Genomic DNA, 25,337 nt, shown 5'->3' on the forward strand with positions numbered 1-25,337 from the left:
TTTATGAAATCTTCGGGCAGGACCTATCCGGCCCCACTGCACGTGACACGGCGAATCCGTTAAAATCCGGCGAGTCTATCACGCCATTCGGCATCCCGCCCCGGCCACCACAAACGTTCACGGACATCTTGGACCCGAAATCCACCATCGAAAAGCTGGCCGACCGCTGCGTGCTCTGCGGCCTGTGCCTGCCGCACTGCCCCACCTACCGGGCGAGTCACCGGGAGGCGGAGTCGCCGCGCGGGCGGATCTCGCTGATTCTCGCCCTGGCCCGCGGCCAGCTGGAGGCCGATGCCACACTGGCCCTTCACCTGAACAACTGTCTGACGTGCCGCGCCTGCGAAGCCATGTGCCCCTCGGAGGTGCGCTACGGGCGCCTCATCGTGGCGGGGCGGGCCCTGCTGCGGGAACAGCACCGGGGCGACGAGCGTTCCCGTGCCATGCTGCTGGGCAGGGACAACCTGACCGGGCGCACACTTCGAGGGGCGATGCGGGCCTACCGGGCCAGCGGCCTGAAGCCGATTGCCAATCGCCTGCTGGGCGACAGCGTCCTCGGCCGGCTCAATCGCCTGGTTCCGGATGCCGGGATGGAGTGGCCGCTGCCCGAATTCAGCCCCGCACGCGGCACTGAACGCGGCCGGGTGGTCCTGTTCGCCGGGTGTACCGGGCGGGTGCTGGAACCCGGCACCCTCGGCGCGGCGCTACGGCTGTTGAACCGGGCCGGCTATGCCGTACATCTGCCGAAGGCAGCGATGTGCTGCGGGGCACTGGACCTGCACGCGGGAGAGTTGGCCGGAGCCGAAAAGGCGATGAGCCGGAGCGCGGAATTGCTGGCGGCATACGATGCCGACGCGATAATCGGCATCGCCAGCGGCTGCACCGGCGTGCTGAACGAGCTGGAGAGCTGGCTTGGTCCCGAGGCGAAGCCCCTCACGGGGCGGGTCCATGAAATCACGGCGTTTCTGGCCGAGCAGGACCTCGGGGAGCTGCAGGCGACTCCCCCGGAGGGACAGATCGCGGTTCATGAGCCGTGCAGTCAGCGCAACGTGCTGCGTGGCGCCGGTTGTACCCTGCGCTTCCTGGAACGCCTCGGCATTCCCGCCACCCCCCTGCCGGGCAATGACCAGTGCTGCGGTGCGGCGGGTGAATACATGCTCACCCACCCGGAGAGCGCAGATGCGCTGCGGCAGCCCAAGGTGGAGAGCTTGCAGGAACAGGGAATCCGCTATCTGGTGAGCGCCAATATAGGCTGCGCCCTGCACATCGCCGCGGGCGCCCGCGAGGTGGACCTGGTGGCCGAGGTATTGCACCCGGTAGTGTTGGCCGAACGCCTGCTGGCGGAGGCCGAGCGAGAGGAAGCATAGGCCGCGAGGGTTACGGAGACAGCGACCCTCTCTTCCGGCAGGAAGGCCGCCACAGGCGATGATATCCGACGAAATCGCCGCGGGGGCGCGCCTCCTACCGGGGTCTGTGCCTCTGCTGTACCTGGTAGGAGGGCCGCCCTCGGCGCGATGCCGTTGTGACGGAAATCGCCGCGGGGGCGCGCCTCCTACCGGGTCTCTGTCTCCGCTGTACGGCTAAGAAGGCCGCCCCGCGGGGCCGGGGTGGTGCTCACGGGCGTGCAGTGGCTTATCCTAATCGGATAGCGACCCATTTTCTGAATCTCTACGGATACCAGCGACCATGCGCAATTACACTCCTCTGGATCGTGTTCTCATGAACGTGGATGTCGGCGTGCGGACCCTCTTTGGCAAGCCGATCGTCACCGAACGCCCCAATCCCTCCGAGTCCGAGTCGGAGGGTGAGCTAAGCCGGCCCGAACGTGAGCTGGCCGGACGTCTGATGCGGGTCAATCATGCGGGAGAGGTCTCGGCCCAGGGCCTCTATCAGGGGCAGTCGCTGACCGCTCGTTTGCCGAAGGTACGCGAGGAGATGGAACGGGCGGCCCTCGAGGAGAACGACCACCTGGAGTGGTGCGAGCGCCGCGCCCGGGAGGTGGGGAGCCATGTCAGCTACCTGAATCCGCTCTGGTACGCCGGTTCGGTAACCATCGGGGCGATTGCCGGCGCCGCCGGGGACCGGTGGAGTCTCGGTTTTGTCGCGGAGACCGAACGGCAGGTGGTGAGCCATCTGGAGGGGCATCTCCAGAGATTGCCCGAACACGACCGAAAAAGCCGCGCCATCCTCGAACAGATGAAGGCGGACGAATCCCGCCACGCCGGCATGGCCAAACGCGCCGGCGGTACCGAGTTGCCCCTCCCGGTCAGAACGCTCATGCAGTTCACGTCGAAGGTGATGACGCAGGCGGCGTATTGGATCTGAAGGGCAGTGGCTAGTGGCTAGTGGCTAGTGGCGAGGGACGAAAGACGAGAGACGAGAGACGAGAGACGAAAGGCGAAAGGCGAAAGACGAGTGGCAAGGGCGAGCGGGTTTAGCCCGATCCCAAAAGTGCCCCGGAGTTGTCCTAGCAACTAGCCACTCGCTACTAGCCACTCGCTACTAGCCACTGAAAACTAGCCACTCGCTACTAGCCACTAAGAACTAGCTCCCGGCATCTTGGCGATATTGCGGCCATAGAAGATCTCCAGCATCTCGCGCTGCAGGCGGCGGCGGATCTTCTTCGCCTCTTGTGGGGAGAGCTCTTTTTCGTCGACCCCGAACAGGTAATTGTTCAACTCGAATTCCCTGAGCATCATCTTGGTATGGAAGATGTTCTCCTGATAGACATTGACGTCGATCATCTGATAGCTGTCGATGGTGTCCTTGGAGAGATAATTCTGTATCGAGCTGATCTTGTGGTCGATGAAGTGCTTTTTGCCGCGCACGTCCCGGGTAAAGCCACGCACCCGGTAATCCATGGTTACGATGTCGGATTCGAAACTGTGGATGAGGTAGTTGAGTGCCTTCAGCGGTGAAATACGGCCGCAGGTGGACACGTCGATATCGGCCCTGAAGGTGCTGATGCCGTTCGCCGGATGGCTCTCCGGGTAGGTATGCACGGTGATATGGCTCTTGTCGAGGTGCGCGACGACCGCATCCGGCAAGGGACCGGGGCCTTCATTGTTAAGCAGCTCCTCCGACATCACCGGCTCCTCCGAGATGAGGATGGTGACACTCGCACCCTGCGGCTCGTAGTCCTGATGGGCGATGTTGAGAATATTGGCGCCGATAATGTTGGAGACATCGGTGAGGATCTTGGTCAGACGCTCGGCGTTGTACTCCTCGTCGATGTACTCGATGTACTCCTTGCGTTGCGCCTCATTCTGCGCAAAGCAGACATCATAGATGTTGAAGCTCAGGGTCTTGGTGAGATTATTGAACCCATGCAGCTTGATTCGCTTCATCGACGACTCCAGTACTTGAATGCACTTCTCGAAATTAGCACCCGTTTCAAGACGGGCTTGAGCCCGACTGACACTCGGCCTGAAGGCCGAGCCACGGGCGACCACACCCCTCCCCTTACGGTCGCGGCGGGCGGCGATTATCCCAGATTTCCAGCCAGAGGGGGATGAAAAATCAACTGTACGGTGCTGCCCGCGGGGTCGAGACAGTAGAAGCTGCGGGCGCCGTCACGATGGGTTCGCGGTTCCGTCTTGATCGGGACACCGTGACCCTTGAGCCAGCCGAACCAGGCATCCACATCTTCTGCGCACCCGAGCACAAAACCGAGGTGGTCCAGCCGTTGAGGCCCGTCGAAGGTCTTGTCCAACCGGTGGAGCGCCAGGTTATCGCTGCCGGAGGAGAGATAGACGCTGTTCTCATCAGGCCGCCACTCCACCTCCATGCCCATCAGCTCAGTATAAAAACGCTCGCACGCGGCCAGATCAGCCACAAACAGGGCAATATGGTGCATACCGATGGTCGGAGCGGGTTTTTGCATGTGGGGATTCGACCTTGCGTACGACTTGCGGGTTCAGTTGCGTCGAACCTGAAGGTTAGCAGAGCGGATCAGCCGGCCTCGCGACTTCTGCCGCTCCAGCCTGCGGCACCGAAAGACCTGCAATTATCCTTCCACGATCTCGAATCCGTGGGTGATTTCGGCAACTTTGCCGAGCATGATGGAAGCGGAACAGTACTTGTCGGCCGAGAGATCGACGGCCCGCTTGACGCGTCCGGGGTCCAGATCCTGTCCCGTCACCACGAAGTGAACGTGGATTCGCGTAAAGACCTTCGGGTCGCTGTCGGCCCGCTCGGCCTCGATTTCGGCGACGCAATCACTCACCGGCTGACGGCTTTTCTTCAAAATGTGAACCACGTCAAATGCGGTACATCCGCCCATACCGAGGAGTAGCATCTCCATGGGGCGTACGCCCAGATTGCGGCCACCGTGCTCCGGCGGGCCATCCATGACAACGGCATGGCCGCTGTCCGCCTCGCCAAGGAACGTCGCCTGCTCGACCCATTTGATGCGCGCCTTCATTGAACTGCCCCCGTTTGTGACGGTCTACGCTTACGTATAAGCGATCTATATTAACCCATGCGCTTGCCTGGCCATAGGCAGGCTGGTATACGTATGAGAATACTCTGTTAAAAAGTAAAGGAAAGTCATGAAGGTTACCCCTACAAAAGGGACGGGCAACCCCTCAATCGATCGTTTCCTCCAGCATTGTCATCGCCGCCGCTATCCGGCCAAAAGCACGATCATCTGTGCCGGCGACAAACCGGACGTGCTCTATTACATCCTGGAGGGCTCCGTTTCGGTTCTCATCGAGGATGATGAGGGTCGCGAAATCGTGTTGTCGTACCTGAACAAAGGGGAATTCTTCGGCGAAATGGGCCTGTTCGACGAACAGCAGGGCCGCAGCGCCTGGGTTCGGGCCCGGACCGAATGCGAACTGGCTGAAATCAGTTACGCCCGCTATCGGCAGCTGGCAGCTGAAGACACCGAAATCCTCTTCGCCCTCGCCGCCCAGATGGCTACCCGCCTGCGGGCCACCAGCCGCAAGGTGGGCGATCTGGCATTCCTGGACGTTACCGGCCGCATCGCCCGAACCCTGCTGGACCTGACCAAGCAGCCCGATGCCATGACACACCCCGACGGCATGCAGATCCGTGTCACCCGTCAGGAACTGGGCCGAATCGTCGGCTGCTCCCGCGAAATGGCCGGCCGGGTGCTGAAGGCCCTCGAGGAGCAGGGGCTGGTCTGGGTCAAGGGCAAGACCATCGTCGTCTACGGCACGCGATAGTTCAGTGGCTAGTGGCGACAAGTGGCGAGTAGCGAGTGGCTAGTGGCTAGGACCATTTGAAGCATGCCGCCAGTATGGCGGTAGTAGAGAATGTCTGGAACCTATTCTCGAGGATTCCCGAGCCAAATAGGTCAGTGAAGCCGGCAGGCTGTTTTAGAGGCACTGCCTAGCAACTCGCCACTCGCTACTAGCCACTCGCCCTCGCCTTACCCGAACAGCTCTGCCAGCTTCTTCCCCGGATCCTCTGCGCGCATGAAGGCCTCACCGACCAGGAAGGTGTTGACGCCGTGGTTGCGCATGAGCCGGACATCCTCCCCGGTGTGAATGCCGCTTTCGGTCACGACGATGCGGTCGTCCGGGATGGTGTCGAGGAGTTCCAGGGTGGTCTCCAGGCGGGTCTCGAAGGTGCGCAGGTCGCGGTTGTTGATCCCCACCAGCGGCAGTTGCAGCGGCAGGGTGCGCGCCAGCTCTTCGGCATCGTGCACCTCGACCAGCACATCCATACCCCGTTCCCGCGCGGTACCGGCCAGCTCGCTCATCTGATCGTCACCGAGGGCGGCGGCGATGAGCAGAATGCAGTCGGCGCCGATGCTCCTGGCTTCGTAGACCTGATAGGGGTCGATGATGAAATCCTTTCGCAGCACCGGCAGCGAACAGGCCGCCCGGGCCTGACGCAGATACTCATCGGCGCCCTGGAAGAAATCGATATCGGTCAGGATGGAGAGACAAGCCGCCCCGCCCCGCTCGTAGGAGGCGGCAATGATGTCGGGGTGGAAATCCTCGCGAATGACGCCCTGGCTGGGAGAGGCCTTCTTCACCTCGGCGATGACCGCCGGGCCCCCTGCGGCGAGGCGTGCCTCGATCGCCGCGACGAAATCGCGCCGTTCGGGGGCCGTGCTCTCGATTCTTTCGGCCAGCAGCCCCAGCGGCACCTGACGGACCCGCTCGGCGACCTCTTCAGCCTTGCGGGCGATGATCTTTTTCAGAATATCCGGCACTTCAGCCATCTTGGTTCCATACGTCTGTCGAATGGGTGGGAGCGGCAGCAGCCACGAAGCGATCAGGCGGGACGGGCAAGCGTCAGGCGCTACCTCTTCAGACCACGGGTAAAGGTCACCAGCGCATCGAGCTTTTCACGGGCGGCACCGGAGGCGATCACTTCGGTGGCCCTGTCGACGCCGGCCTGGAGGCTGTCGACCAGATCGGCCGCGTATATGGCGGCGCCGGCATTCAGGCGCACGATGTCCTGTGCCGGTCCCGGCACACCATCCAGGACGCTGCGCATTACCACCACCGACTGTTCCGGTCCCTCGACCGCGAGTGCGGTGATACCGCACTGCTCGATTCCGAACATTTCGGGCGTGATGCGATAGGTGCTGACCACGCCATCCTTCAACTCGGCAACCAGGGTCGGTGCGCCGATGCTGATCTCGTCCATGCCGTCTTCGGCGTGCACCACTAGAACATGGCGGCTGCCGAGCTTGCCAAGCACTTCGGCCAGGGGTTCGACCCAGTTGTTGGAAAAGACGCCGATCACCTGATGAGGCGCGGCGGCAGGATTGGTGAGCGGACCGAGTACATTGAAAATCGTGCGCACACCCATCTCGCGGCGCGGAGCGATCGCGTGCTTCATCGCACTGTGATGATGCGGAGCAAACATGAAACCGACCCCGACATCCTCGACGCACTGCGCGACCTCGGCAGGGGTGAGATCGAGATTGACCCCCGCGGCCTCCAGCACATCGGCACTACCCGACTTGCCGGAGATCGAGCGGTTACCATGCTTGGCTACCCGACCGCCGGCTGCGGCAACCACAAAGGCTGCCGTGGTGGAGATATTGAAGGTGCCGATGGCATCACCCCCGGTGCCGCAGGTGTCCACCAGGTGAGGACCGCCCACCTCGACGCCGGTTGCCAACTCGCGCATGACTGCAGCGGCGGCAGTGATCTCGTCGATGGTCTCGCCTTTCATGCGGAGTCCCACGAGAAAACCGCCGATCTGGGCCGGTGTCGCCTCTCCGGTCATGACGATGCGCATTACTTCGTGCATCTCGGCCTCGGAGAGGTCCCGCCGTTCGGTCACTGCACGGATGGCCGCCTGCATATCCATGGTGGGATAAACCTTTTTCGAGTGTTTTTTTGCGGCTTTCACCGCTCCTGCCACACCTTTTCCCGGCTTCCGCCGCTCATCGGTGGAATCGGATTGTCGCGTTGATGGGATAAGTGGTCAAGGCGCGGCGATGGCGGCAAAACGTCGCCAGCCCCACCAGATGGCCAACCCTACCAGCGCAAAGCCCAGTTGCCCGAAGGCCATTATCAGGGCGGTCCCACCCAGTAACGGCACGCCAAGACCGGCAACCAGGGCATTGCCGGTGGTCTGCATGAAGCTTTGAACAGCTGCAGCCGTGCCCCGGTTGCGAGGGAAATAATCCAGGGCCACGACCAGCATGGCCGGCAAAGCCAGCGCCATGCCGGTCGCGTAGAGGGACACCGGGGTTACCACGCCAATCACGGTGGGCGGCCATAACTGGAGGCTTCCCGCATTCAGCAGTGCGGCAACGGTCATGACGATGAACCCGGCGTTTACAGTGCGCACCGCCCCGAGCCGCTGCGCTAGCTGTCCGGACAGCCATGAACCCAGCATCACCCCGCTCACCATCGGCACGAAGACATAGGCAAAGTCAGCGGCGCCCAGCCCCAGGTGCACGAAAACCAGTCGGGGCGCCCCGACCACGTAGAGAAACATTCCCGCAAATGCAAAAGTGAAGCAGAGCACCACGGCCATGAAGCCCGGGTGGAAAAAGGCTCGCCGGTAGGCGCGGGTAACGTTGACCGGGCGGATGGAGCGACGCGCTTCCGGTGCAAGCGTCTCGGGCAGATTGCGCCAGGCGAGCAGCCACACCACTGCCCCCATTGCCGTCAGGAACCAGAAGACGGAACGCCACCCGCTGACCTCCTGGAGGATGCCGCCGACGATCGGTGCAACGGCCGGGGCCAGAGCGAAAATCAGCATCACCCGCGACATCACCCGCTGCGCCTCGGCACCGCCAAAGGCATCGCGCACCACCGCACGTCCCACGACCAGTCCCGCGCTCGCGGTCAGGCCTTGGCCAATGCGCAGGAGCAACAGTGTGGAAAAGTCGGCAACCAGCGCACTGGCCGCCGAACAGAGCACATAGAGCCCGAGTCCCGACAGAATCACCGGGCGGCGGCCGAATTTGTCCGATAAGGGGCCGTGCACCAGTGTTCCCACGGCGAAAGCGAGCAGATAGAAGCTCAGCGTCTGCTGCATCGCGGCGGCGCTGACACCGAGGTCCCGCTGGATATCCGGGAACGAAGGCAGATAGGCATCGATGGAAAACGGCGCCACCATCGAGACGGCCGCAACGATCAGGGCCAGTCGGCGCGCGTAAGGGCCTTTTTCAGGGTGGACGAAGGGCATGGAGTTTTTCTGCCTGGACGGAGGTACTCGTTTCCGGCTTCACAAGCGAAGGGGAAAACGTTCGATATCTTCGCCTCGGGCTATCGCACGCCGCCGGACTGTTTGAGGAAATTGGCCAACAGGTCGTGGCCGTGGCAGGTGAGAATCGACTCGGGGTGGAACTGGACCCCTTCGAGATTGTACTCGACGTGACGTATACCCATGATCTCCTCCATGTTACCGCCGGCGTCACCGGTCCATGCGGTAACTTCCAGCACCGCCGGCAGTGAGGCCTGTTCGATCACCAGCGAATGATAGCGGGTTGCCACAAAAGGGTTGTCCAGTCCGGCAAAAACGCCGATGTCCTTGTGATACACCAGAGAGGTCTTGCCGTGCATGATCTCCCCGGCGCGGACGATGCGGCCGCCGAATGCCTGTCCAATCGACTGATGTCCCAGGCAGACACCGAGGATGGGCAACTTCCCGGCAAAGTGCCGAATCGCCTCGACCGAAATCCCCGCCTCCGTTGGCGTACAGGGTCCCGGCGAGATCACCAGGTGATCGGGCACCAGACGCTCAATCGCCTCGATCGAGATCTGGTCATTGCGGTGCACCTCCACCTGCGCCCCCAACTCGCCGAAATACTGCACTAGGTTGTAGGTAAAGGAATCGTAGTTGTCGATCATCAGGATCATGACGGAACCCACTGTTTCAAATGCATCGAGCGCTGGCAGGCTGTTGAAAAAGATTCTTTTCCCTTCTCCCTGAGGGGATGGATGTTTTCAGCGGCCTGCCAGTGGTTCGGCATGCCGCCTTTCGCGGCACGCCGATGGGCAATGATAACGCGTTTGGCTCTGTGACGGCAGGAACCGTTCTCCGGAATGCCATCGTTGGCATGACGTGGAGTCCAACGATTGATTTTCCAGCTCAGCCGCCCCGTGAGGAAAGTACTTTGCCCCATTCCAATGGGGCCGCTTGCCACTGGGCTGTTTTCCGAGTCCCGGATTAGTACCTTCCACAATCAACCCGGGGCTCACATTTCTCCCCCTTCCATCCACGAGCACTCAGGAATTGGCTTGGACCGGATGAATCGGACAGGTCTCGTGTACTATTGCATGCTTGGCGATACTTTCAAAGTCCCCCAAAAGCGTCAGGACAAGGCGCAGCGCCCAAGCAATGGTTATTCCCTTGTCACGCTCTGCAATGCCGTCATGGCGTTTTTGGGGGGCTCCCTTCGGGCGAGCCGCTGACCGGCCATCTGCGGCGTTGCGTTTCTTGCAAAGGGCGCGCCATTCCCTGCGAAACGCGCCTTGCATGATGTGCATGGATGCACAAATGCCGCGGTCGCATGGATGCGCAGGAGCGGTCTGGCTGGCCAGCGGACTCGCTGAAAGCACCGCCAAGCATGCAACAGTACACTGGTTACAACAGGCCGGGGTGATGGTGCTGCCGGTCGTACGGGGTTGCCAGCATTTTTATTGCGGCACGCGCCATTACGTCCTGCAGTGCATCACAGGTCAGGCTTATCTGTGATTCGGTTAGCGTGGGATGAACCATGAACATCAAGCTCGTCTCACCGAGCTCTTTTGAATTCGGCAACGACTTTCCAGGTTCCCAGTCGATTTGTTCAAAAGCTTTTTCCCGATAGATCTCGGAACATGATCCCGAACCGCAGGGAACACTGAGGCGATTCATCTCGCTCATTATGCGATCCCGATTCCATCCATAGGCCAACAGTTCGGGTTCGACAAAGACATAGCACTTGTACCAGCCATGCTCTATCTCGTCCGGAATGTCCGGAACACGCAGTGCCGGACACTCCCCTGCTGCTTCGAGAATAGTCCGCGCATTTCGGTCACGTGACTGATGCCACTGTTCCATCCTGGTCAGCTGGATGCGGCCAACCGCCGATTGTATTTCGGTCATGCGGCCATTTGTCCCAAACGAATCATGCAACCAGCGAAACCCCGGTGGATGTTCTTTGTTGTACACCGCGTCGAAGCTTTTCCCGTGGTCTTTATAGGACCAGACCCTGGACCAGATTTCCTCGCTCTGCGTGGTCAGCATTCCACCTTCACCTGCGGTGGTCATGATCTTGTCCTGGCAAAACGACCACGCCGCGGCATGTCCCCAACTGCCTACGGACCTGCCCTTGTAGCGGGCGCCATGGGCCTGGGCACAATCCTCAATCACATAGAGTCCATACCGGTCCGCCACTGCCATGATCGATTCCATATCGCACGGCCAGCCAGCCAGGTGCACACAGACAATCCCCCGGGTCCGGGAGGTAATGGCCTTTTCGATGCTCTCGGCCGTTATGTTCTGGGAGTTGCGATTCACGTCGGCGAAAACAGGCGTGCCGCCGTTCCTGATAATGGCACTGGCAGATGCGATAAAGCTGCGGGGCGAGACCACCACTTCGTCTCCAGGGCCGATACCGACGGCTTGCAGTGCCACTTCCAGCGCCATGGTTCCGTTAGCCAGGGCGACGGCGTATCGACTCTCCGACCACGCCGCGAACTCCTGCTCGAATCGCCTACACTCCTGCCCCGTCCAGTAGTTGACTTTATTGGAAAGCAATACTTCCTTGATGGCCGCAGCCTCCTCCAGGGTAAAGCTGGGCCAATCAGCGAAAGGGGTATTCAGCATCTAACTCGCTCCTTGAGTTAACTACGCGGTCCCTCTGCACGAGCATAGTGAAGCGGCCAATCGCTATCAAATGGATTTCAGACTTCACTGGGACACGACCCGGCCTGCACGCATCGACCACCCTTTGCCTTACGGTTGATGCGGGTCTATTGTTCCTGTTGTCAAAACCACCATATTGGAGAGCCGGGATGCTCGCACGGAAGCGAATCTTGGATGTTCTGCTGGCGACTTTATTTCTCTTACTACTCCTGCCCCTGCTGGCCTTCATCGCACTATCCATACGCATGTCGATCGGACGGCCGATTCTGTTCTCTCACATCCGCCCGGGGTTGCACGGCCAACCTTTCACGCTTTACAAATTCCGCACGATGACCGACGCGCGTGATGCCAACGGGAATGTGCTGTCCGACTCAGAACGTATGACCAGAATCGGTGCCTTTCTGAGGACCACCAGCCTGGACGAATTACCGGAGCTTTATAATGTATTGAAGGGGGATATGAGCCTGGTCGGCCCCAGACCTTTGTTGATCCGTTATCTCCCCTACTACACCCCGCTGGAAAACAAACGCCACGATTTCCGTCCCGGTATTACCGGACTGGCGCAGATCAATGGCCGGCATTTGCTCGGTTGGGATCACCGGCTTCAACTGGACGTATGGTACGTGGAAAACTGGTCGATAATGCTGGATTTCAAAATCCTCTGGCGCACCGCGTTCAAGGTGATCACCAAGGAGGATTCATTGGCCGACCCGACAATGGCGGGACTGCCCGATCTGGATGAGGAGCGACGCTCTCGACTCCACCGTCGCTCTCTTGCGAGTGATGAAGCGACCGGCAGCTAGGAGAGGACATCATGCATATTCAGGCAACCGGCAATGTTTACCGGGCAAAGGCCGTGACCGGCATAAAAACAGTTACCGACATACTCATGTTCGGAGCCGGCGGGCACGCAGCTGCCGTATCGGATGTCATCAGGGACATTGAAGATTTCAACATCTCGGGGGTGATCGATGATTCACCATCGCTGCAGGGCAAGTGTCTTTTCGGGAGCACGGTTATCGGTGGCCGCCAGCAGCTTTACATGAATGGCCTGGATACGATGGCGATATTCCTCGGAATCGGGGATAACCTTACGCGGGCCCGGATTGCCCGGTCTTTGGGAGGCCGGGAATTTCCGGTGCTGGTCCACCCGACCGCGCACATCGGTACGAACGTCTCGTTGGGTGAAGGGACGGTCGTCATGCCACGTGCCATCATCGAAAACGGTGCAAGGGTGGGTGCCCATTGCATCATCAATAACGGGGCCGTGGTTGGACATGGTTCGGTCGTTGGGGACTATTCTCACGTCAGTGGAAATGCCGTATTGGCCGGGGGCGTCAACCTGGGTGAGCGCTGCCTGATCGGCATTGGTGGATGCGTGTTGCCGAACGTTGCAATAGGGCAGGATTCGATAGTAAGTGCCGGCAGTGTTGCAAACCGTTCCGCCCCCGAGCGGCACTATATTATGAGTCCAGGTTCCCGAATCTTCCGCCGTTTCGAAAAATAACCGGTAGCCCTTTTCGTCAGTTCTTCACAAGAAATCGATCCGTCTGGATAGCACCCCTCGTGCGAGGCACTCAGTCATCGAGCGGCGTAAACAGGGAATCGGCCGCGATGATCGAATCACCCTGCGCGGCGAGAGGAGGAATGGTCACGTTTGCGGCAGTGGCCTTTATAACCAGTGCTTGCCCGTTCGGCAACACCAGCGACTGTTCATCAATTTCCGCAAAAAATTCATCCACTGCGCGTCGAGTCGAATGACGATAGGGATAGAATCCATAATCATTGAACAGCATGACTCCGCCCGGAACCATTCGCGGCCAGAACCACTCGCAGCAAGCCCGATTGGTGGGATAGAGATCCACATCGATATTCACCAGTGAATACTGCGCATCTTCCCGAACCTGGGCAAAGGTATCCGGGATCAGTCCCGCGTAAAACCGACACCGAGGCAGATGTTCGCTTAGGCGCTTTTTGACCCTCTTCAGGGAGGTATTCGAGAAACTGCCCGGGGAACAATAATCGCGCTCGGCAACCGCAATGGAAGGAACCCCCTCGAAGGTATCGAAAAGATCGAGGCGCGCCGGCGAAGCGTTCCTTGCCAACGTCGATGCGATCACATGTGCAGAGCCCCCCTGATAGACTCCACATTCAGCTACACCCCCGGCCAGGCGAGATGCCCGCCGTACCAGCTGATGCAACAGGTAGTGTTGTGGTCAACCGATTCCGGACACTTTGTTAAGGCCTTTCTCGAAATCGAGCGGCGTCCGGTAACCCAGCGTCGAATGTAATCGCACTGAGTTGTAATACACCGAGATGTATTCACGGACGTCAGCTATCGCCTCCTGCCGAGTGCGATACAGGCGGTCGCCCGTCCATTCCCGCTTCAGGCTACTGAAAAAGCGTTCCACCGGCGCATTGTCCCAGCAGTTCCCTTTGCGGCTCATGCTGCAAACCATCTCATGCTGCTTTAGCAACTTCTGGTAGCAGTGGCTCGCATACTGGCTGCCTCGGTCGGAGTGATGAATCAGCCCCTTCGGTGGTCGCCGCAAGTTCATGGCCATCAATAATGCCCGTGTGACCAGCGCCGTGGTCATACGCTTGTCGATGGCCCAGCCGACGACCCGGCGCGAGTACAGGTCGATGACCACGGCCAAGTACAGCCAACCCTCCTGCGTCCACAGGTAGGTGATGTCGGTGCCCCAAATCCGGTTGGGCGCTTCCGGAGCAAACTGCCGGTTCAGAATATTGTCCGCAACCGGATACCGGTGCTTGCTGTCAGTCGTGGCCTTGAATCGACGCTTTGCCTTCACGACCAGGTTCATCGATTTCATTAGCTTACGGACGCGGTAGCGACCAATCTTGAAGCCTTCTTCACGGAGCTTATGGACCATGCCTCGGCTGCCCAGGCTCTGCCTGGAGGCCGCAAACAGCGCCTTCATTCGCTGTCTCAGGCGCAGTTCGGTGGCGCAGACCACCTCGGCCCCTCGGGCTTTCCAGCCGTAATAGCCGCTGCGCTGTACGCCCATCACCCGGCATAGAATCGTGACCGGATAACGAGCGGCATGATCCCGCACGAAGCGGTATTTCACTTCATTTCTTTCGCGAAGAAGGCACTGGCCTTTTTTAGGATTTCCTTCTCCATCTTCAGCTGCTGATTTTCGCGCCGAAGCTTTCTCAGCTCCTCGTGTTCATCGCTGCTCAGGGCCTCTCCGCTGGCCTGTGCCTGAAAATCCTTTTTCCAGCGCCCCAGCATATTGGCATTGATGTCCAGGCTTCTTGCTGCCGAACTGACGCTGTACCCCTGCTCAGTTACCAGCGCTACGGCTTCGCGCTTGAAATCGTCGCTATAACGACGCCTTGTGTTCTTCTCTGTCATCGTTCACCTCGTCATGGCATTTTACGCCTTAACGCGGTGTCCAGAATCATTAGACCACTTCAAGGTAGGTCCGATCGGGAGATGCCATCAACGCACCGTTCTGGCGCATCGACTTCAATAGTGTCGCGAACTCATCTTCGCCCTGGCCGATGAACCAGGGTGTAAACACCCGACGTCCAAAAGGCACTTGCAGTGTGTACTCTTTCCCGGCGTAGATATGCGATTCGATCCACCTCCAGAGGCCATACCAGGGTTTCCTTGCGATCTTCCCTAGCTTCGGAATGTTCGCACGCTCCACACGACTCTCCCTGTCTTACCTGAACGCTTAAGGTAAAGGGTAGGCGGTATTGTGGTGTTTAAAAGACGCAGCGGTAAGAATCGCGAAGGTCTATTACGCGCCGGCATAGCCGGGAATTTCCGGTGAGAATTGTGTCTTCTTCCACTTCGCACAGGACCCGTTTCCCGGCGCAAAAAAAAGACGACGGACATGGCTACCGGAACGGAGAACACCACAAAAACAATGCAGCTTCAATTTTGGTCCAAGGTGAGGGAGCAAACCGCAGCAGGAGACATTTAGACGGAACGTCAGCGGCTTCCAGGCTTTTCAAGCCGGGAAGCCGCTGACACTATTCGCTAATCGACAGTTAGTCCCGTGGGGGGATTGGGTGCCGCCGCACAATCATCCCAGTTCAGCTGGAGATCATCGATTGGGATTAGATCATCAACTTTACGGCAGTTGATCTGGATGTCCGTCCCGTACTGAAGCCAAAATCTCGGGCTGCTGTCTATGATTTCATTGTGAGAAATATCCAGATGGCGAACTCCTGCACCCGCCACGGCCACACCACTTCTCACCGGCGTCCCGAGCCGCCAGATGTAACCGCTGACATTCCGGAAGGTATTGCCGCGTATTTCACCCCATCCATCCATGAATTGTCCGCCATAACTAATATCTTCAATCACATTGTCGACAATCCTGAAGCGGCCATTAGCCGAGGCGTGCGCGTCAAGTTCCGCTCCCACTGCAGCATCGTAATCATACTGAACATGATTACCCACAAAATCATAACCAGTGTTTGCGATAACGCTCCCGTCGCCGTTTGCTGCAACATTGTGTCGGTTGTGGGAAAATTCGTTGTTTCGAACCACCGCATACGCAGCATTCGTCACTATAATACCGTACCCAGACCCAGAACGAATATTATGGTGAATTATGTTGTTTTCGTAGGTCGTTGAGCCGCCAGAGACCGAAGTTGCGTATTTAAATCCGGAAATGTCCGAATTATCGATGTAAAGATTTTTATATCCGGAATTCCTAACACCATAATTACTCTCTCCGGGCCCGACTATCGCAAGTGCAGAAATACGTGCGTTATTTCCGGCAGCTTTAAGAATATACTGATCGGAGCTAGAGGTGTTCTTGAGGATTGTCTTACTCGGGCCTTGTCCTTTCAAAATAACGCCCGACGGAATGTCTATCTGTTGGGAAACCGCGTAGTCTCCTGCTGGAATATCGACGATGCCGGCAGCACCTTGTAATGAATCGATCGCCGTCTGAATAGCAGACCCTGTGGTTCCGGATACAGTAACCATTGGCAGTGTTCCCACATCAACACTCGTGCTCGTCTTACCGGTGGTACCGTCGTACGCCGTGACCGTCAGGGCTACTGTGTAGGTGCCTGGCTGCTCATAGATATGTGTAGTAGAACTCAGGTATGTGCCGGAAGATGATGTTCCGTCACCAAAATCCCAAGCATAGTGTTCGATACCAAACTTATCCCCTTCATCGCCCATGGGATTCCGACCCGTGGACTGTGTTCCGTCGAATGAGATGGTTGCCCCACTCTGTTGCTGCTTCCCCACGTAGATGGTTGCTTCTGCTGCAACGACTGTTGCAATACCGCCTATCGCAAGACCAAGTCCCAGGATAGCCGACAATATATGTCTGCCTTGCATGCGCCTAACCCCACTTGAAAGTTATTTCGAGCTTCCGGCATCTGCGGCCGGAGATGTCGTGTAGCTTAAATGGGGCTTGCCTGCGAGCGCTGTGAGCCGTGTTGCAAGATTGATTTGGCCCTCGTCGCAACCCGGAGCAAGTTTGTGAATGCGCCTCGGCGTACTTGCAATGAGCGTACCTGTGTCACGCTTGCCGCGGGCCGGCAGTTGACATGGGAGCCGGAGCGGACGTCTCGGACGGTGCCTTGATGGTTGCGACGCGGTTTCCCTGTCTCTCATAGGCCATCACAAGCACATGCTCCAGCTGGTTTGCGAGCACGTCTCGGTCGAACAGACGTTCCGCGGTGGCTCGTGCATTCTCGCCTGCCTCTCGCATCCAGACCTGATCACGCAGTGAACTCACAATCTGAGCGACGGCTTCTTCGGTCGACTTACCCCACACGACGAGCCCGGCCTGTTCCCTGGTCACCAACTCTGCATGCCAGCCTCCATAGTTCAGCAAGACGGGAGTGCCCGATGCCAGTGCATCGAAGAACTTGTTCGCCGAATTGGCCTGCATTTCGGGCAGGTCAACGAAAAGGCTGCAAGCCAAGTCCGCTGCTGCGAGGACATCAGGCATTTCTCTCTTGGTGACCGGGTCCTCCAGGAACAGATTCGTTTCGTAGACACCGAGGGCCTTTGCCTTTTCAATGATTTTGGTCCGCTCCTGTCCATCCCCAACCAGAAGGATCCTGATATCAGGGGCAGTTTTCAGCAGTCGGGCGGCAATATCCACCAAGTAGCCCGCCCCGTTTATTCGACCGAAACTGCCCGCGTAGACGATAAGCGGCCGTTCACCCAACCACGCTCGGGCACGCCGGAAGGCCGCTCCGGATCTCGTTGCCGCGTGAAACAAATCGTTGTCGCTGCTATTCGGTATTACGGCCACGCGGTCAGACGGATATCCGGTTCTGCATACTCCGTCACGCATGCCCGGAGATAGCGCAATAACTGCTTCAGAGTTCCTGTACGCCCAACGTTCCAGCCAGCGGGCTGAATGCTGCCACACGGGGTTTTTCAGCGCGCCTATGGCTATCGGTAGTTCCGGCCATAGATCCCTGACTTCGAATACCATCGGCACAGAGTGTCGGCGGGCGGCATATACAGCCGGTAAAGCGATGGTGAGCGGTGTGCTGGTGGCCAGTATCAAATCACTGGGAAGTGAAGCTGCTTTCCGGCCCGCGCTAACCACAAATTGCAAAAATGAATTGATACGCTGCCGGTAGCTCATGTAATTGGAATAGGGAACAGGGGCCCAGTGCACGGTAATTCCATCTTCGACGGTTTCAAATGGGCTTGTTTTAACATCATTGTGGCGCCACGAGGTAATCATGTTGACCTGATGCCCCTTATCCACCAGACGGCGTGCCATCTCGTAGGACCGGGTGCCACCGGACATGTCAGGAGTATTGAAGTACTGGTGTATGTAGGTAATTCGCATAAGCTCACCCAATCCATTGAAAAGCCCGCATTTATCGAATATGAAGTTAAAACCTCTGAATCCACTTCCGGGTTTCAACCGCCGAACAGACCTCCGTAGAGGCCGAGCAATTTTTTCTCTTCATTCGGCCAGTTGTAGTGATCCCGAACCGCACGCTGTCCGTTATCGCCCATTTGTCGGGCCCACTCGGGATCGTCAATCAGCGAATCTATGGCAGCCGCGATCTGCTGCGAGCTGCTGGGATCAACGCAGATTCCACATTGGTTTCCCTCGATGATTTCCTGCCACAGAGGAAATCTGGAAGCGATTACCGGCAAACCTGCGCTCATGTACTCAAACATCTTTACCGGTAGTGCGTCCACATAGTTGATCGTCGAATGCAGTGTCACCAGGCCTGCCATGGACCTTGCCAGAACCTGACGAATTTGATCCCGGTTGAGCCATCCCAATTGGTCGACACCTTCCCAACCTGCGTAAGATTTCACCTCCAGTTCGGTTTGCCGGTCGGAAAACCGCCCACCCAACTGCAAACGAGCTCCACTTTTCACATGCCCGACTGCACGCACCATTTCTTTTATGCCACGACTAGCCGTGATATCGCCGACATAACATATCTGATGTTGCTTCAGCGACCAATTTACCTCGTCTTCAGCCAACTCTCCGAGTATCGGAAAGTTGTTGATATCGACAGAATTTGCATTTATCGCCAGAAACTTGTCGCGGATAAATGGCGTCGCCGCGACGACAGCATCGAGTTGTCTGCAAACCCAGGCTTCGTACCTCCTGAACGCATTCGAAAAAAGCCATCTGGCTGGTCTGTTCAGATACGACTTCCCCCGGATTTGCATGGGCACATCTTCATGTGAATCGAAGATCACTTTTTTGCCCATTCGCTTCAACTTCAGTCCGGCAGGAAGCAGCTCAGGATCATGCAGGTGATAGACATCCGCATCTATTTCCTTGGCCTTTTTCAGCATTTTTCGCGTCGTGAGGGTAAACCGGTCCCTGCGCCCCTGCGGTAATCCAACGTCGTAGACCAAAACCCCGTTTTTCGTCACATCCCCCTTTCCATCGGCCACCACCAGTGCCACACAATAACCCGCCCTGGCAAGGGACTGCGCTTCTTTTATAAAAATGCGAGTGTCATAACGGGCATGAACCGATGTAAGATGGCAAATTTTGAAGTCGTGCTGCATATGTGTGTCCCACGGCGCCGGTCGTAAGGAGCGGACCGAAACCAATATTCATCGTCAAACTGCTGCTACGTATTTGTTACGTGAACTCTTCTCGAAGAGAGCAATATTGCTCTCGCGCAGAAACCCCATCCGAGTGCTGCTATTGGCCAAAATACCGGCTTGGCGGCAGTCATTAGTAGCAGAGAGCAGAAGTTTGTGGTGAACGCCAACATCCACACAGGGTCTTGTGTTTTTATGGCGACCAGGCGCTTAATAGAAATCAGCAAAGGCGACAGGGATAGCAACAAGTACCAGAAGAACCCGAGCACGCCGTAATTAACCCAACCGGAAAGCATATTGTGGGCATAGCTACCAGTGCCCCCACCTTCAACCACATGTCCTCCGAAGTAGCCGAACACCGGTGTATCCAACACCTGTCGGATCGCAATTTCGTTTAACCACTGCCTACTTTGCCACGAGCTAGAGGAAGGCAAATCAAGAATTTCCAACTGTCGGCTCTGGATCAAGGATTCGTACCCGAGGGAAATCGTAACCGAAGTACCACCAATGGTTGCGATCATGAGCAGCGCGTAACGTCCATCCTTTAGCATCAGCATGGAGACCATCAACAAGGCGGTAGCCACAAATGCGTAAAACTCCGAGCGAGCTCCGAGCAGGAACAGGATGAAAAGGCCCCCCAACAGGAGCACAGTACGCTGTTTGATAGTGCTGGCGACGGTTAGGAGGATAATCAGAATTACAAGGGTGCTTCGCGCAAACCCCTGATAGCTCGCAACATGATCTGCGTTATACATGCGACTGGCGTTGAACGTCAGTTCGCCCGTCTGGACGACATAGAGCAGCAGGAATCCGAGAATAAGTAGAAAGGAACCCGCGAGAGTGCGGTATAGCGTTGATGAATATTCAGGCAAAAACATTCCCACAAAAAACAGCGCTGACCACAGAACTGCAGTCTCAACCGACTGAATGAAAGCCACTTTTACATAAGCACCGTCCAGAACAATGGTGTGTGTAAAAGCCCAGATAAGAGTAAAGGTGATAAACCCGAAAACGGCCAGTATATAGGGGCTGATGACATTGGCATATCCCCGTAGGATTAGTGGAAACAAGGCGGCAAAGATCACCACCAGCAATGCAGATGAGAATCCGAACAGCCCATCCAGAATAGCGGGAAGAGTGACGCCGAACGCCGCCACAGAGTAGTGAACAAACACGAAGCCGGGAAAAAGAACAATCAACCCACCCACCGATACGAACTGGGCCACACGCCAAGGGTCGAATCTCTGCGTCGGCATATCCCTCATAGACTGACGTCTGAACAAATCAGCATCGTCGTCGACATGCGTGCTGTAAATGTTCTCTACTGGCGATGCCATTTTATTCCCTAGCCTTTGCCCCGCGTCACACGAGGCGCGGCAAGATCCTGAAATTTTCTGCACTTATGGTGGAGATCGGAGCAGGATCCCCAAAAGCAATTTTTCTGAGCAAATCGCATTCAATTGCAAAAAGCCAGTTCTAGCATATTCCCTCAGCTTGGTGCTGTATCAGCCAATGTGGCGTTCACGTACGCCTTACAGGAAGCTTCCAAAACAATAGTAGCTAAATAGCGATCCCGATTGCACCGTGACTGCCATCCAATATCAACTTTTTACCCGGCACTGAGGAAGAATAGTCGTTCATTCTTCCACTGTCCCGCTTATGCCGCGCAAACATTGTCGATAGACGCCTTTCCTTCGCGGAGTAACCAGTTCCGAATTGTGCCAAAGCATCGTAAACTCTCCCGAAAATCTTTCGCATATTTCTTTTAAACGAACGATACGCTGAGCAGCAGCTTCAGGCGAAACAGTAGCCATATACTTAGGCGAAAGTACTGTGCACTCCATAACGATTAGGGGTCTTATTCTTAGTCTTAGCTTATTCCGTGCAATAAGATCGAAAGCCGGGTACTCCCGGCATACACCAGACCTGAATCCAACATGATCGGCATAGCCCATAGTAGAATCGTAGGCCATTCCGGCAGATTCCCAGGCAGCTAACGTGGTTGGCTGACGCCAACGCAAATAATGCATACGTCCGCCCCAGGCTTGCTGCTGAATTCCTTCGTCTTCACAGACAGCCCACAAGCGCTTAGCCTCGGCTTCGAGGGCAGCGGGATCCAAGTAGGTGTTATAGCTTGGATGCAGACCGATCTCGTGGCCCCGCTCATGAATACGGCGAATCAGAGCTCGGATCGCCGGGTGCTCCACGTCGTAGTCAGCGTCCATGGTTTGATCGGTCCGGCCGCAAATGAAATAAAAGGCGCTTTGCAAGCCGTAATCTTCCGAGACATCCATAATCCACTCGAAAGTATTGAACGGGTCTGCAGGATGGAGATTTTCAGGAGTCCCCCATCGAACCAACGGCGCATACATCATTCGCCGAATATCACCACGTTTGATGAGATCGCCAACGATGCTACGCATAAATCTATTTACGGACCCAAATAAATAGCGACTTGGCCGATCCACATCATGTGACACCTTGATCTCGAAACTCCTTGTTTTTCGAAACAATCCAGGCCACAGCGAGTTCATTGCGGACCACAGAATCTCAACATACTCATCAACTATCGGGCGTTCAAGAAATCCCTCTTTATATGCAAGCGAAGCCCAAGCGGGAAAGCGATCATGATCGTCTCGGTCTGGAGTTACCAATTCTTCATAACGTGTAATCATAAAGAACGCCGATCCAAAAATATCGACGGGCAGTTTAATTAGATTATGTTTACACAACGCTACAGATGCAGCATCTCCGTATATAATCGGTACCACAGGTTCTGTAAGCGGAATCTCCAGCCTTAGCTCATTGACATCCCAAGCACCCAATGGCTGCTCTGGTAAAGAGGCTGCGGTTAGCCAAGATTCAGGATCGATGCCTAATAGACAATCCGGAAAACTGAGCTCCTTCCCTGGCTGATCCGATAACGTAATACGCACATCCGCGCGACCGTGAACCTGGAGCTTCCAATCAAGTCCGAGAAAATCACCCAATACGGTACTTATAATATATTCTCGCTCAGCTCTGCGTATTCCAGGAGCTTCAACAATCACAGTCATAAGCTGGCATTTCCGACAGTTGCTTGCATTTTGTATTACCGAAAATCTTGCTATCAGCTTTCATAGATTATGGTTTTATAATTTTTGCCTAAGGATGCTCACAACATGTTGATTGGTAAAAAAATTAATCAGTAAACAATCTACTCTACTAAAACATGCGAATAAATCTAAGCCATAATAGAGCGGCGTTTTGTTAAACTCACCCGTCGGTAAATCTGCTTTTGCTCGATTTTATTTTTTTATTAGGCCATGAATCCTATCTATTAAATAATAAATTAATGTATCGAAACGCTTCCATATATCTAAGAATCTTAAACCATTCGCGCCGCCAACCCATACCTGATATCCGTATTGATCAAAGCTATTCTTAAATATAGGGAGCCCTCCACTCCATACGTAGCCATACTTATAACGTTCAGCCGGCTCATCAAACTTCCCAAACACTAACCCGGTTACGAAATTAACGTTGTTATCCAACGGAAGCTGAAGTGGGCCCCACAACCTTGGGTTACATTCAATCGCGACAAACTGACCTGTGTTATTTGTCTTTCGCAATTCAAACATCATTACGCCATCATAAGAAATACCTCTCATCATACTATCAATTTTATCAATTACACCAGCATCAAGATCATAAGGTATTGCTTTGATTATAGATTTCCCTTTAGGCTGCTGTATAAGGTTTTTCTGAGAAAAATGTAATTGCTTAGCGCCTTTTCTGAATAACGCACAGTAATAATAACTTTCGCCTTCGATATACTCTTGAAAAAAGTGCCTGTTAAAATCAATTTCGGAATTTATCAGGCAGTCATGTTCGGCGCCGTTCCTTACAAGCATTGGCGCAGTTAATACAGTTTTGTGTACACCATATTCTTTTGGTTTACATAGGTATGATTGCGCAAACCTGCTAGGCATTTTAATTATTTTAGGGGCAGCAATCCCGTAAGACTCACATAGTCTACAGAAGCTTTCTTTATTGGAAAGCTGACAATACTCATTGTAAGTGATTGCCGGACTAATAAGAAAAATACCTTTTTTACTTAGCTTTTCGTGGTTTTTTAGCATAGTACGAACCAGACTTTCCCCCATTGGAAGCACGGAAAAAGCACCAATAAGACGCCTCAAGGAGTCAAGAGACGCGAGAAAACACGCCTCTGTTGTTGATGAGTAACTAAACACTCGAACTTTTCTGGTGAGCCAATAATACGCATAAGGCAAAACACGATACATCCAACTCAATCCGCCACCTTGCACCGCAATATGTATTCGGCAGTTCTTGCCTTTTAACGCTCTGATGCTTGCAATACAAGCGCGCGAATTAGCATCACCAAATAACAATAAATTAGTCACTTCATGCCTCCGATTACCAAAACCGATATTCATTGTGCATAAACATTGCGAACAAGAGGCCAGTAATAGCCCGCCAACAAAACAGCGCTCAGAGTCGCGGCTAAAAGCCACCACGTTATCGTAGTAGTTTGTGAGCTAAATGCCAGAGTGATGGGAAGCAAGGAAAGCATGCTAAAAACCACAGGTTTCAATGTGGCCATTAAGATGACGCTAGCGGAATTTTTAGTAACTACTGCTATCCACAACAGTAAACCGGCACGGCAAAGCGCGCTTGATGCAGCAAACAAGATCACCGCTGTCATTAGATCGTCATACCACGCGCCTGCCCCAATAGATAAGACTCGTAATGCTAATGAAATTCCGTTAATTACCACTCCCTGCCGTTGCTTTTCCAAAATGGAAAAAAGATTATCCAGGGGTGATGTAATGAATGCAAAATACAGCCAAGGGGCCATCCAGCGAGCCATGTCACCCGCTTGACGCCATTGCTCACCAAAAACCAGCGCAAAGAGCTCTGGTCCGGCAATAATAAGCATTAACACCGGCGGCATAGCAATTTTTGCCAGTATTTCATGCACTCGCGCTACTAGCGGCGCTAAACGGTCTTCTCTGTAGGCTTCGGCAGCATTGGAAAAAAATACCTGGCCGATGGCGCCACCGACCATTGACATAGGGAGGGCCAGAACTCGGTGAGCCAAAGAATACAAGCCTGCGGCACTGGCATTAAACAACGCAGCAAACATGACCGGGGGGAGTTGTGAGCCCGCAGTACGGAACAGACCGGACCAAGTTGAGAAGATCGGGAACTGTTTATAGCGTCGGGCTGCTTCCCATACACCTAACCAGCTCCATTGCAAGGCATCAGAGTGCATAAGGGCGGTTTTAGTCAGTCGGACCATCCCAACAACTTGTCCGGCGACCTGCCCTAGGACGAGTGTTATCCCCCCCAAATTAAAGCCCATCATCTGAACAGCCAGTGTCACAAAGGTTTGGCTTATGCGGGTTTTAGCAATAACTGAGAAGGCTTTGTTGCGTACCGCCCAGTAGCTAAACACCTTATAGCAACCGGAAAAAAAAATACCAACAGGTAGCAACCAGAAGTGGCTTGCTAGTGTGGGTACGCCCAAATGGTCGGCGATCTGATGTCCGGCCATCAGCACTATTACGGCTGAAACACCAGTCATAAATAATACGAGCAGCAAGCTGAGTACCAGCACATTGGCCGATTCGTGCTGGTTTTTGGGTAAAGGTATGGCGAGCTCATAACGAAGGCTTGCGACGCCCGCAAACAAGGTTAATACGCCTCCATAGACTGCGAGAAGCCCAAAATCGTCCGGTGTATAAAGGCGAGTCAGCAAAGGCACAGATAGAATGACTAACGTTTGAGCCCCGGCCGTACCGCTGACCAGAATACTGACACCGCGAGCAAACGGACTAGTTGGGAGAAGTATTTTGGCTTTACTTAGCACTGTGTGCACCCACGGCCGTGACTGTGTCTTTGCCGAACATGTATGCGTGGAATGGCAATCTCACGACTATGTCTGACATCTCATTTCTTGGGAGTAGCCGCCGAATGGTGCGCCTGG

The 25,337-nt window shown here is 55.7% G+C and carries 24 protein-coding genes; 5 read left to right on the forward strand and 19 right to left on the reverse strand.

Annotation, left to right across the window (positions count from 1 at the left end):
• Positions 1 to 128 precede the first annotated feature (128 nt).
• Positions 129 to 1,364 (forward strand): (Fe-S)-binding protein, encoded by a 1,236-nt coding sequence (locus BLP65_RS10510; RefSeq protein WP_139181482.1) that lies wholly within the window; start codon positions 129 to 131, stop codon positions 1,362 to 1,364.
• 319 nt (positions 1,365 to 1,683) lie between these two features.
• Entirely contained in the window at positions 1,684 to 2,322 is a 639-nt protein-coding gene (coq7, locus tag BLP65_RS10515; protein ID WP_092996575.1) for a 2-polyprenyl-3-methyl-6-methoxy-1,4-benzoquinone monooxygenase, read from the forward strand.
• A 212-nt stretch (positions 2,323 to 2,534) separates the two neighbouring features.
• On the opposite strand, the gene speD is transcribed toward coq7, so the two are convergent.
• The 3 genes from speD to BLP65_RS10530 form a co-directional block, all read right to left on the reverse strand.
• A complete protein-coding gene (gene speD / locus BLP65_RS10520) occupies positions 2,535 to 3,344 on the reverse strand; it encodes an adenosylmethionine decarboxylase (RefSeq protein ID WP_092996578.1) in 810 nt (269 codons plus the stop codon).
• Positions 3,345 to 3,481: 137 nt separating this feature from the next.
• A complete protein-coding gene (locus BLP65_RS10525; protein WP_092996581.1) occupies positions 3,482 to 3,880 on the reverse strand; it encodes a VOC family protein in 399 nt (132 codons plus the stop codon).
• A 123-nt stretch (positions 3,881 to 4,003) separates the two neighbouring features.
• Positions 4,004 to 4,420 carry an OsmC family protein gene (locus BLP65_RS10530; protein WP_092996584.1) on the reverse strand — a complete coding sequence of 139 codons (417 nt, stop codon included), beginning with the start codon at positions 4,418 to 4,420 and terminating at the stop codon, positions 4,004 to 4,006.
• A 127-nt stretch (positions 4,421 to 4,547) separates the two neighbouring features.
• Between BLP65_RS10530 and crp the strand changes: the two genes are divergently transcribed.
• On the forward strand, positions 4,548 to 5,186 hold the full coding sequence (gene crp / locus BLP65_RS10535) for a cAMP-activated global transcriptional regulator CRP (protein WP_092996587.1): 639 nt from the start codon (positions 4,548 to 4,550) through the stop codon (positions 5,184 to 5,186).
• A 206-nt stretch (positions 5,187 to 5,392) separates the two neighbouring features.
• Here the strand turns inward: crp and trpC are convergent, their stop codons facing one another.
• The 6 genes from trpC to BLP65_RS10565 all read right to left on the reverse strand — a co-directional run bounded on the left by trpC (position 5,393) and on the right by BLP65_RS10565 (position 11,256).
• Positions 5,393 to 6,184 (reverse strand): indole-3-glycerol phosphate synthase TrpC, encoded by a 792-nt coding sequence (gene trpC / locus BLP65_RS10540; protein ID WP_092997110.1) that lies wholly within the window; start codon positions 6,182 to 6,184, stop codon positions 5,393 to 5,395.
• A gap of 89 nt (positions 6,185 to 6,273) precedes the next feature.
• Positions 6,274 to 7,296, reverse strand: a complete 1,023-nt coding sequence (gene trpD, locus BLP65_RS10545) for an anthranilate phosphoribosyltransferase (RefSeq protein ID WP_092997113.1) — start codon at positions 7,294 to 7,296, stop codon at positions 6,274 to 6,276.
• Positions 7,297 to 7,413: 117 nt separating this feature from the next.
• Positions 7,414 to 8,628, reverse strand: a complete 1,215-nt coding sequence (locus BLP65_RS10550) for a multidrug effflux MFS transporter (protein WP_092996590.1) — start codon at positions 8,626 to 8,628, stop codon at positions 7,414 to 7,416.
• 80 nt (positions 8,629 to 8,708) lie between these two features.
• Positions 8,709 to 9,302, reverse strand: coding sequence for an anthranilate synthase component II (locus BLP65_RS10555; RefSeq protein ID WP_092996593.1), 594 nt, complete (start codon positions 9,300 to 9,302; stop codon positions 8,709 to 8,711).
• The gene (locus BLP65_RS16735) at positions 9,299 to 9,589 is read right to left on the reverse strand and encodes a hypothetical protein (protein WP_139181483.1); all 291 of its coding nucleotides are present in this window, start codon (positions 9,587 to 9,589) and stop codon (positions 9,299 to 9,301) included. Before BLP65_RS16735 ends, BLP65_RS10555 begins: the two co-directional genes overlap by 4 nt.
• Before the next feature lie 440 nt (positions 9,590 to 10,029).
• The gene (locus tag BLP65_RS10565; RefSeq protein WP_092996599.1) at positions 10,030 to 11,256 is read right to left on the reverse strand and encodes a DegT/DnrJ/EryC1/StrS family aminotransferase; all 1,227 of its coding nucleotides are present in this window, start codon (positions 11,254 to 11,256) and stop codon (positions 10,030 to 10,032) included.
• A gap of 188 nt (positions 11,257 to 11,444) precedes the next feature.
• On the opposite strand from BLP65_RS10565, the gene BLP65_RS10570 reads away from it, so the two are divergent.
• Together BLP65_RS10570 and BLP65_RS10575 are read left to right on the forward strand one after the other, a co-directional pair.
• Positions 11,445 to 12,098: a sugar transferase gene (locus tag BLP65_RS10570; protein WP_092996602.1), complete on the forward strand. Its 654-nt coding sequence runs from the start codon at positions 11,445 to 11,447 to the stop codon at positions 12,096 to 12,098.
• Between the two features lie 11 nt (positions 12,099 to 12,109).
• On the forward strand, positions 12,110 to 12,802 hold the full coding sequence (locus BLP65_RS10575) for a NeuD/PglB/VioB family sugar acetyltransferase (protein WP_092996605.1): 693 nt from the start codon (positions 12,110 to 12,112) through the stop codon (positions 12,800 to 12,802).
• Positions 12,803 to 12,872: 70 nt separating this feature from the next.
• On the opposite strand, the gene BLP65_RS10580 is transcribed toward BLP65_RS10575, so the two are convergent.
• The 10 genes from BLP65_RS10580 to BLP65_RS10625 all read right to left on the reverse strand — a co-directional run bounded on the left by BLP65_RS10580 (position 12,873) and on the right by BLP65_RS10625 (position 25,220).
• Complete coding sequence (locus BLP65_RS10580) at positions 12,873 to 13,496, reverse strand: TylF/MycF/NovP-related O-methyltransferase (RefSeq protein ID WP_175452534.1); 624 nt, start codon at positions 13,494 to 13,496, stop codon at positions 12,873 to 12,875.
• A gap of 15 nt (positions 13,497 to 13,511) precedes the next feature.
• Positions 13,512 to 14,674 (reverse strand): IS3 family transposase gene (locus BLP65_RS10585; RefSeq protein ID WP_139181485.1). Its coding sequence is split into 2 segments (ribosomal slippage): positions 13,512 to 14,425 and positions 14,425 to 14,674, totalling 1,164 coding nucleotides; the frame shifts between segments, so codons are not numbered across the junction.
• Positions 14,675 to 14,723: 49 nt separating this feature from the next.
• Positions 14,724 to 14,972 carry a hypothetical protein gene (locus BLP65_RS10590; RefSeq protein WP_092996614.1) on the reverse strand — a complete coding sequence of 83 codons (249 nt, stop codon included), beginning with the start codon at positions 14,970 to 14,972 and terminating at the stop codon, positions 14,724 to 14,726.
• Positions 14,973 to 15,307: 335 nt separating this feature from the next.
• A complete protein-coding gene (locus BLP65_RS10595; RefSeq protein WP_092996617.1) occupies positions 15,308 to 16,630 on the reverse strand; it encodes a PKD domain-containing protein in 1,323 nt (440 codons plus the stop codon).
• Between the two features lie 184 nt (positions 16,631 to 16,814).
• The gene (locus BLP65_RS10600; protein ID WP_245688303.1) at positions 16,815 to 18,188 is read right to left on the reverse strand and encodes a glycosyltransferase family 4 protein; all 1,374 of its coding nucleotides are present in this window, start codon (positions 18,186 to 18,188) and stop codon (positions 16,815 to 16,817) included.
• Positions 18,185 to 19,306, reverse strand: a complete 1,122-nt coding sequence (locus BLP65_RS10605) for a glycosyltransferase family 4 protein (RefSeq protein WP_092996623.1) — start codon at positions 19,304 to 19,306, stop codon at positions 18,185 to 18,187. Before BLP65_RS10605 ends, BLP65_RS10600 begins: the two co-directional genes overlap by 4 nt.
• A gap of 65 nt (positions 19,307 to 19,371) precedes the next feature.
• Entirely contained in the window at positions 19,372 to 20,682 is a 1,311-nt protein-coding gene (locus BLP65_RS10610; RefSeq protein ID WP_092996626.1) for a hypothetical protein, read from the reverse strand.
• Positions 20,683 to 20,982: 300 nt separating this feature from the next.
• Positions 20,983 to 22,401 (reverse strand): polysaccharide deacetylase family protein, encoded by a 1,419-nt coding sequence (locus BLP65_RS10615; RefSeq protein ID WP_092996629.1) that lies wholly within the window; start codon positions 22,399 to 22,401, stop codon positions 20,983 to 20,985.
• A 231-nt stretch (positions 22,402 to 22,632) separates the two neighbouring features.
• On the reverse strand, positions 22,633 to 23,784 hold the full coding sequence (locus tag BLP65_RS16745; protein ID WP_139181486.1) for a hypothetical protein: 1,152 nt from the start codon (positions 23,782 to 23,784) through the stop codon (positions 22,633 to 22,635).
• Positions 23,781 to 25,220, reverse strand: a complete 1,440-nt coding sequence (locus tag BLP65_RS10625) for a lipopolysaccharide biosynthesis protein (RefSeq protein WP_175452535.1) — start codon at positions 25,218 to 25,220, stop codon at positions 23,781 to 23,783. Before BLP65_RS10625 ends, BLP65_RS16745 begins: the two co-directional genes overlap by 4 nt.
• Positions 25,221 to 25,337 lie beyond the last annotated feature (117 nt).

Origin of the sequence: Thiohalomonas denitrificans, from assembly GCF_900102855.1 — a bacterium.
GTDB lineage: Bacteria > Pseudomonadota > Gammaproteobacteria > Thiohalomonadales > Thiohalomonadaceae > Thiohalomonas > Thiohalomonas denitrificans.

What these genes read in the sequence shown, in the direction of transcription:
- coq7 (WP_092996575.1), top strand. Translation starts at nt 1,684, where the DNA reads ATGCGCAATTACACTCCTCTGGATCGTGTTCTCATGAACGTGGATGTC.
- speD (WP_092996578.1), bottom strand. Translation starts at nt 3,344, where the DNA reads ATGAAGCGAATCAAGCTGCATGGGTTCAATAATCTCACCAAGACCCTG.
- BLP65_RS10525 (WP_092996581.1), bottom strand. Translation starts at nt 3,880, where the DNA reads ATGCAAAAACCCGCTCCGACCATCGGTATGCACCATATTGCCCTGTTT.
- BLP65_RS10530 (WP_092996584.1), bottom strand. Translation starts at nt 4,420, where the DNA reads ATGAAGGCGCGCATCAAATGGGTCGAGCAGGCGACGTTCCTTGGCGAG.
- crp (WP_092996587.1), top strand. Translation starts at nt 4,548, where the DNA reads ATGAAGGTTACCCCTACAAAAGGGACGGGCAACCCCTCAATCGATCGT.
- trpD (WP_092997113.1), bottom strand. Translation starts at nt 7,296, where the DNA reads ATGGATATGCAGGCGGCCATCCGTGCAGTGACCGAACGGCGGGACCTC.
- BLP65_RS10550 (WP_092996590.1), bottom strand. Translation starts at nt 8,628, where the DNA reads ATGCCCTTCGTCCACCCTGAAAAAGGCCCTTACGCGCGCCGACTGGCC.
- BLP65_RS10555 (WP_092996593.1), bottom strand. Translation starts at nt 9,302, where the DNA reads ATGATCCTGATGATCGACAACTACGATTCCTTTACCTACAACCTAGTG.
- BLP65_RS10565 (WP_092996599.1), bottom strand. Translation starts at nt 11,256, where the DNA reads ATGCTGAATACCCCTTTCGCTGATTGGCCCAGCTTTACCCTGGAGGAG.
- BLP65_RS10570 (WP_092996602.1), top strand. Translation starts at nt 11,445, where the DNA reads ATGCTCGCACGGAAGCGAATCTTGGATGTTCTGCTGGCGACTTTATTT.
- BLP65_RS10575 (WP_092996605.1), top strand. Translation starts at nt 12,110, where the DNA reads ATGCATATTCAGGCAACCGGCAATGTTTACCGGGCAAAGGCCGTGACC.
- BLP65_RS10595 (WP_092996617.1), bottom strand. Translation starts at nt 16,630, where the DNA reads ATGCAAGGCAGACATATATTGTCGGCTATCCTGGGACTTGGTCTTGCG.
- BLP65_RS10605 (WP_092996623.1), bottom strand. Translation starts at nt 19,306, where the DNA reads ATGCAGCACGACTTCAAAATTTGCCATCTTACATCGGTTCATGCCCGT.
- BLP65_RS10610 (WP_092996626.1), bottom strand. Translation starts at nt 20,682, where the DNA reads ATGGCATCGCCAGTAGAGAACATTTACAGCACGCATGTCGACGACGAT.
- BLP65_RS10615 (WP_092996629.1), bottom strand. Translation starts at nt 22,401, where the DNA reads ATGACTGTGATTGTTGAAGCTCCTGGAATACGCAGAGCTGAGCGAGAA.
- BLP65_RS16745 (WP_139181486.1), bottom strand. Translation starts at nt 23,784, where the DNA reads ATGAATATCGGTTTTGGTAATCGGAGGCATGAAGTGACTAATTTATTG.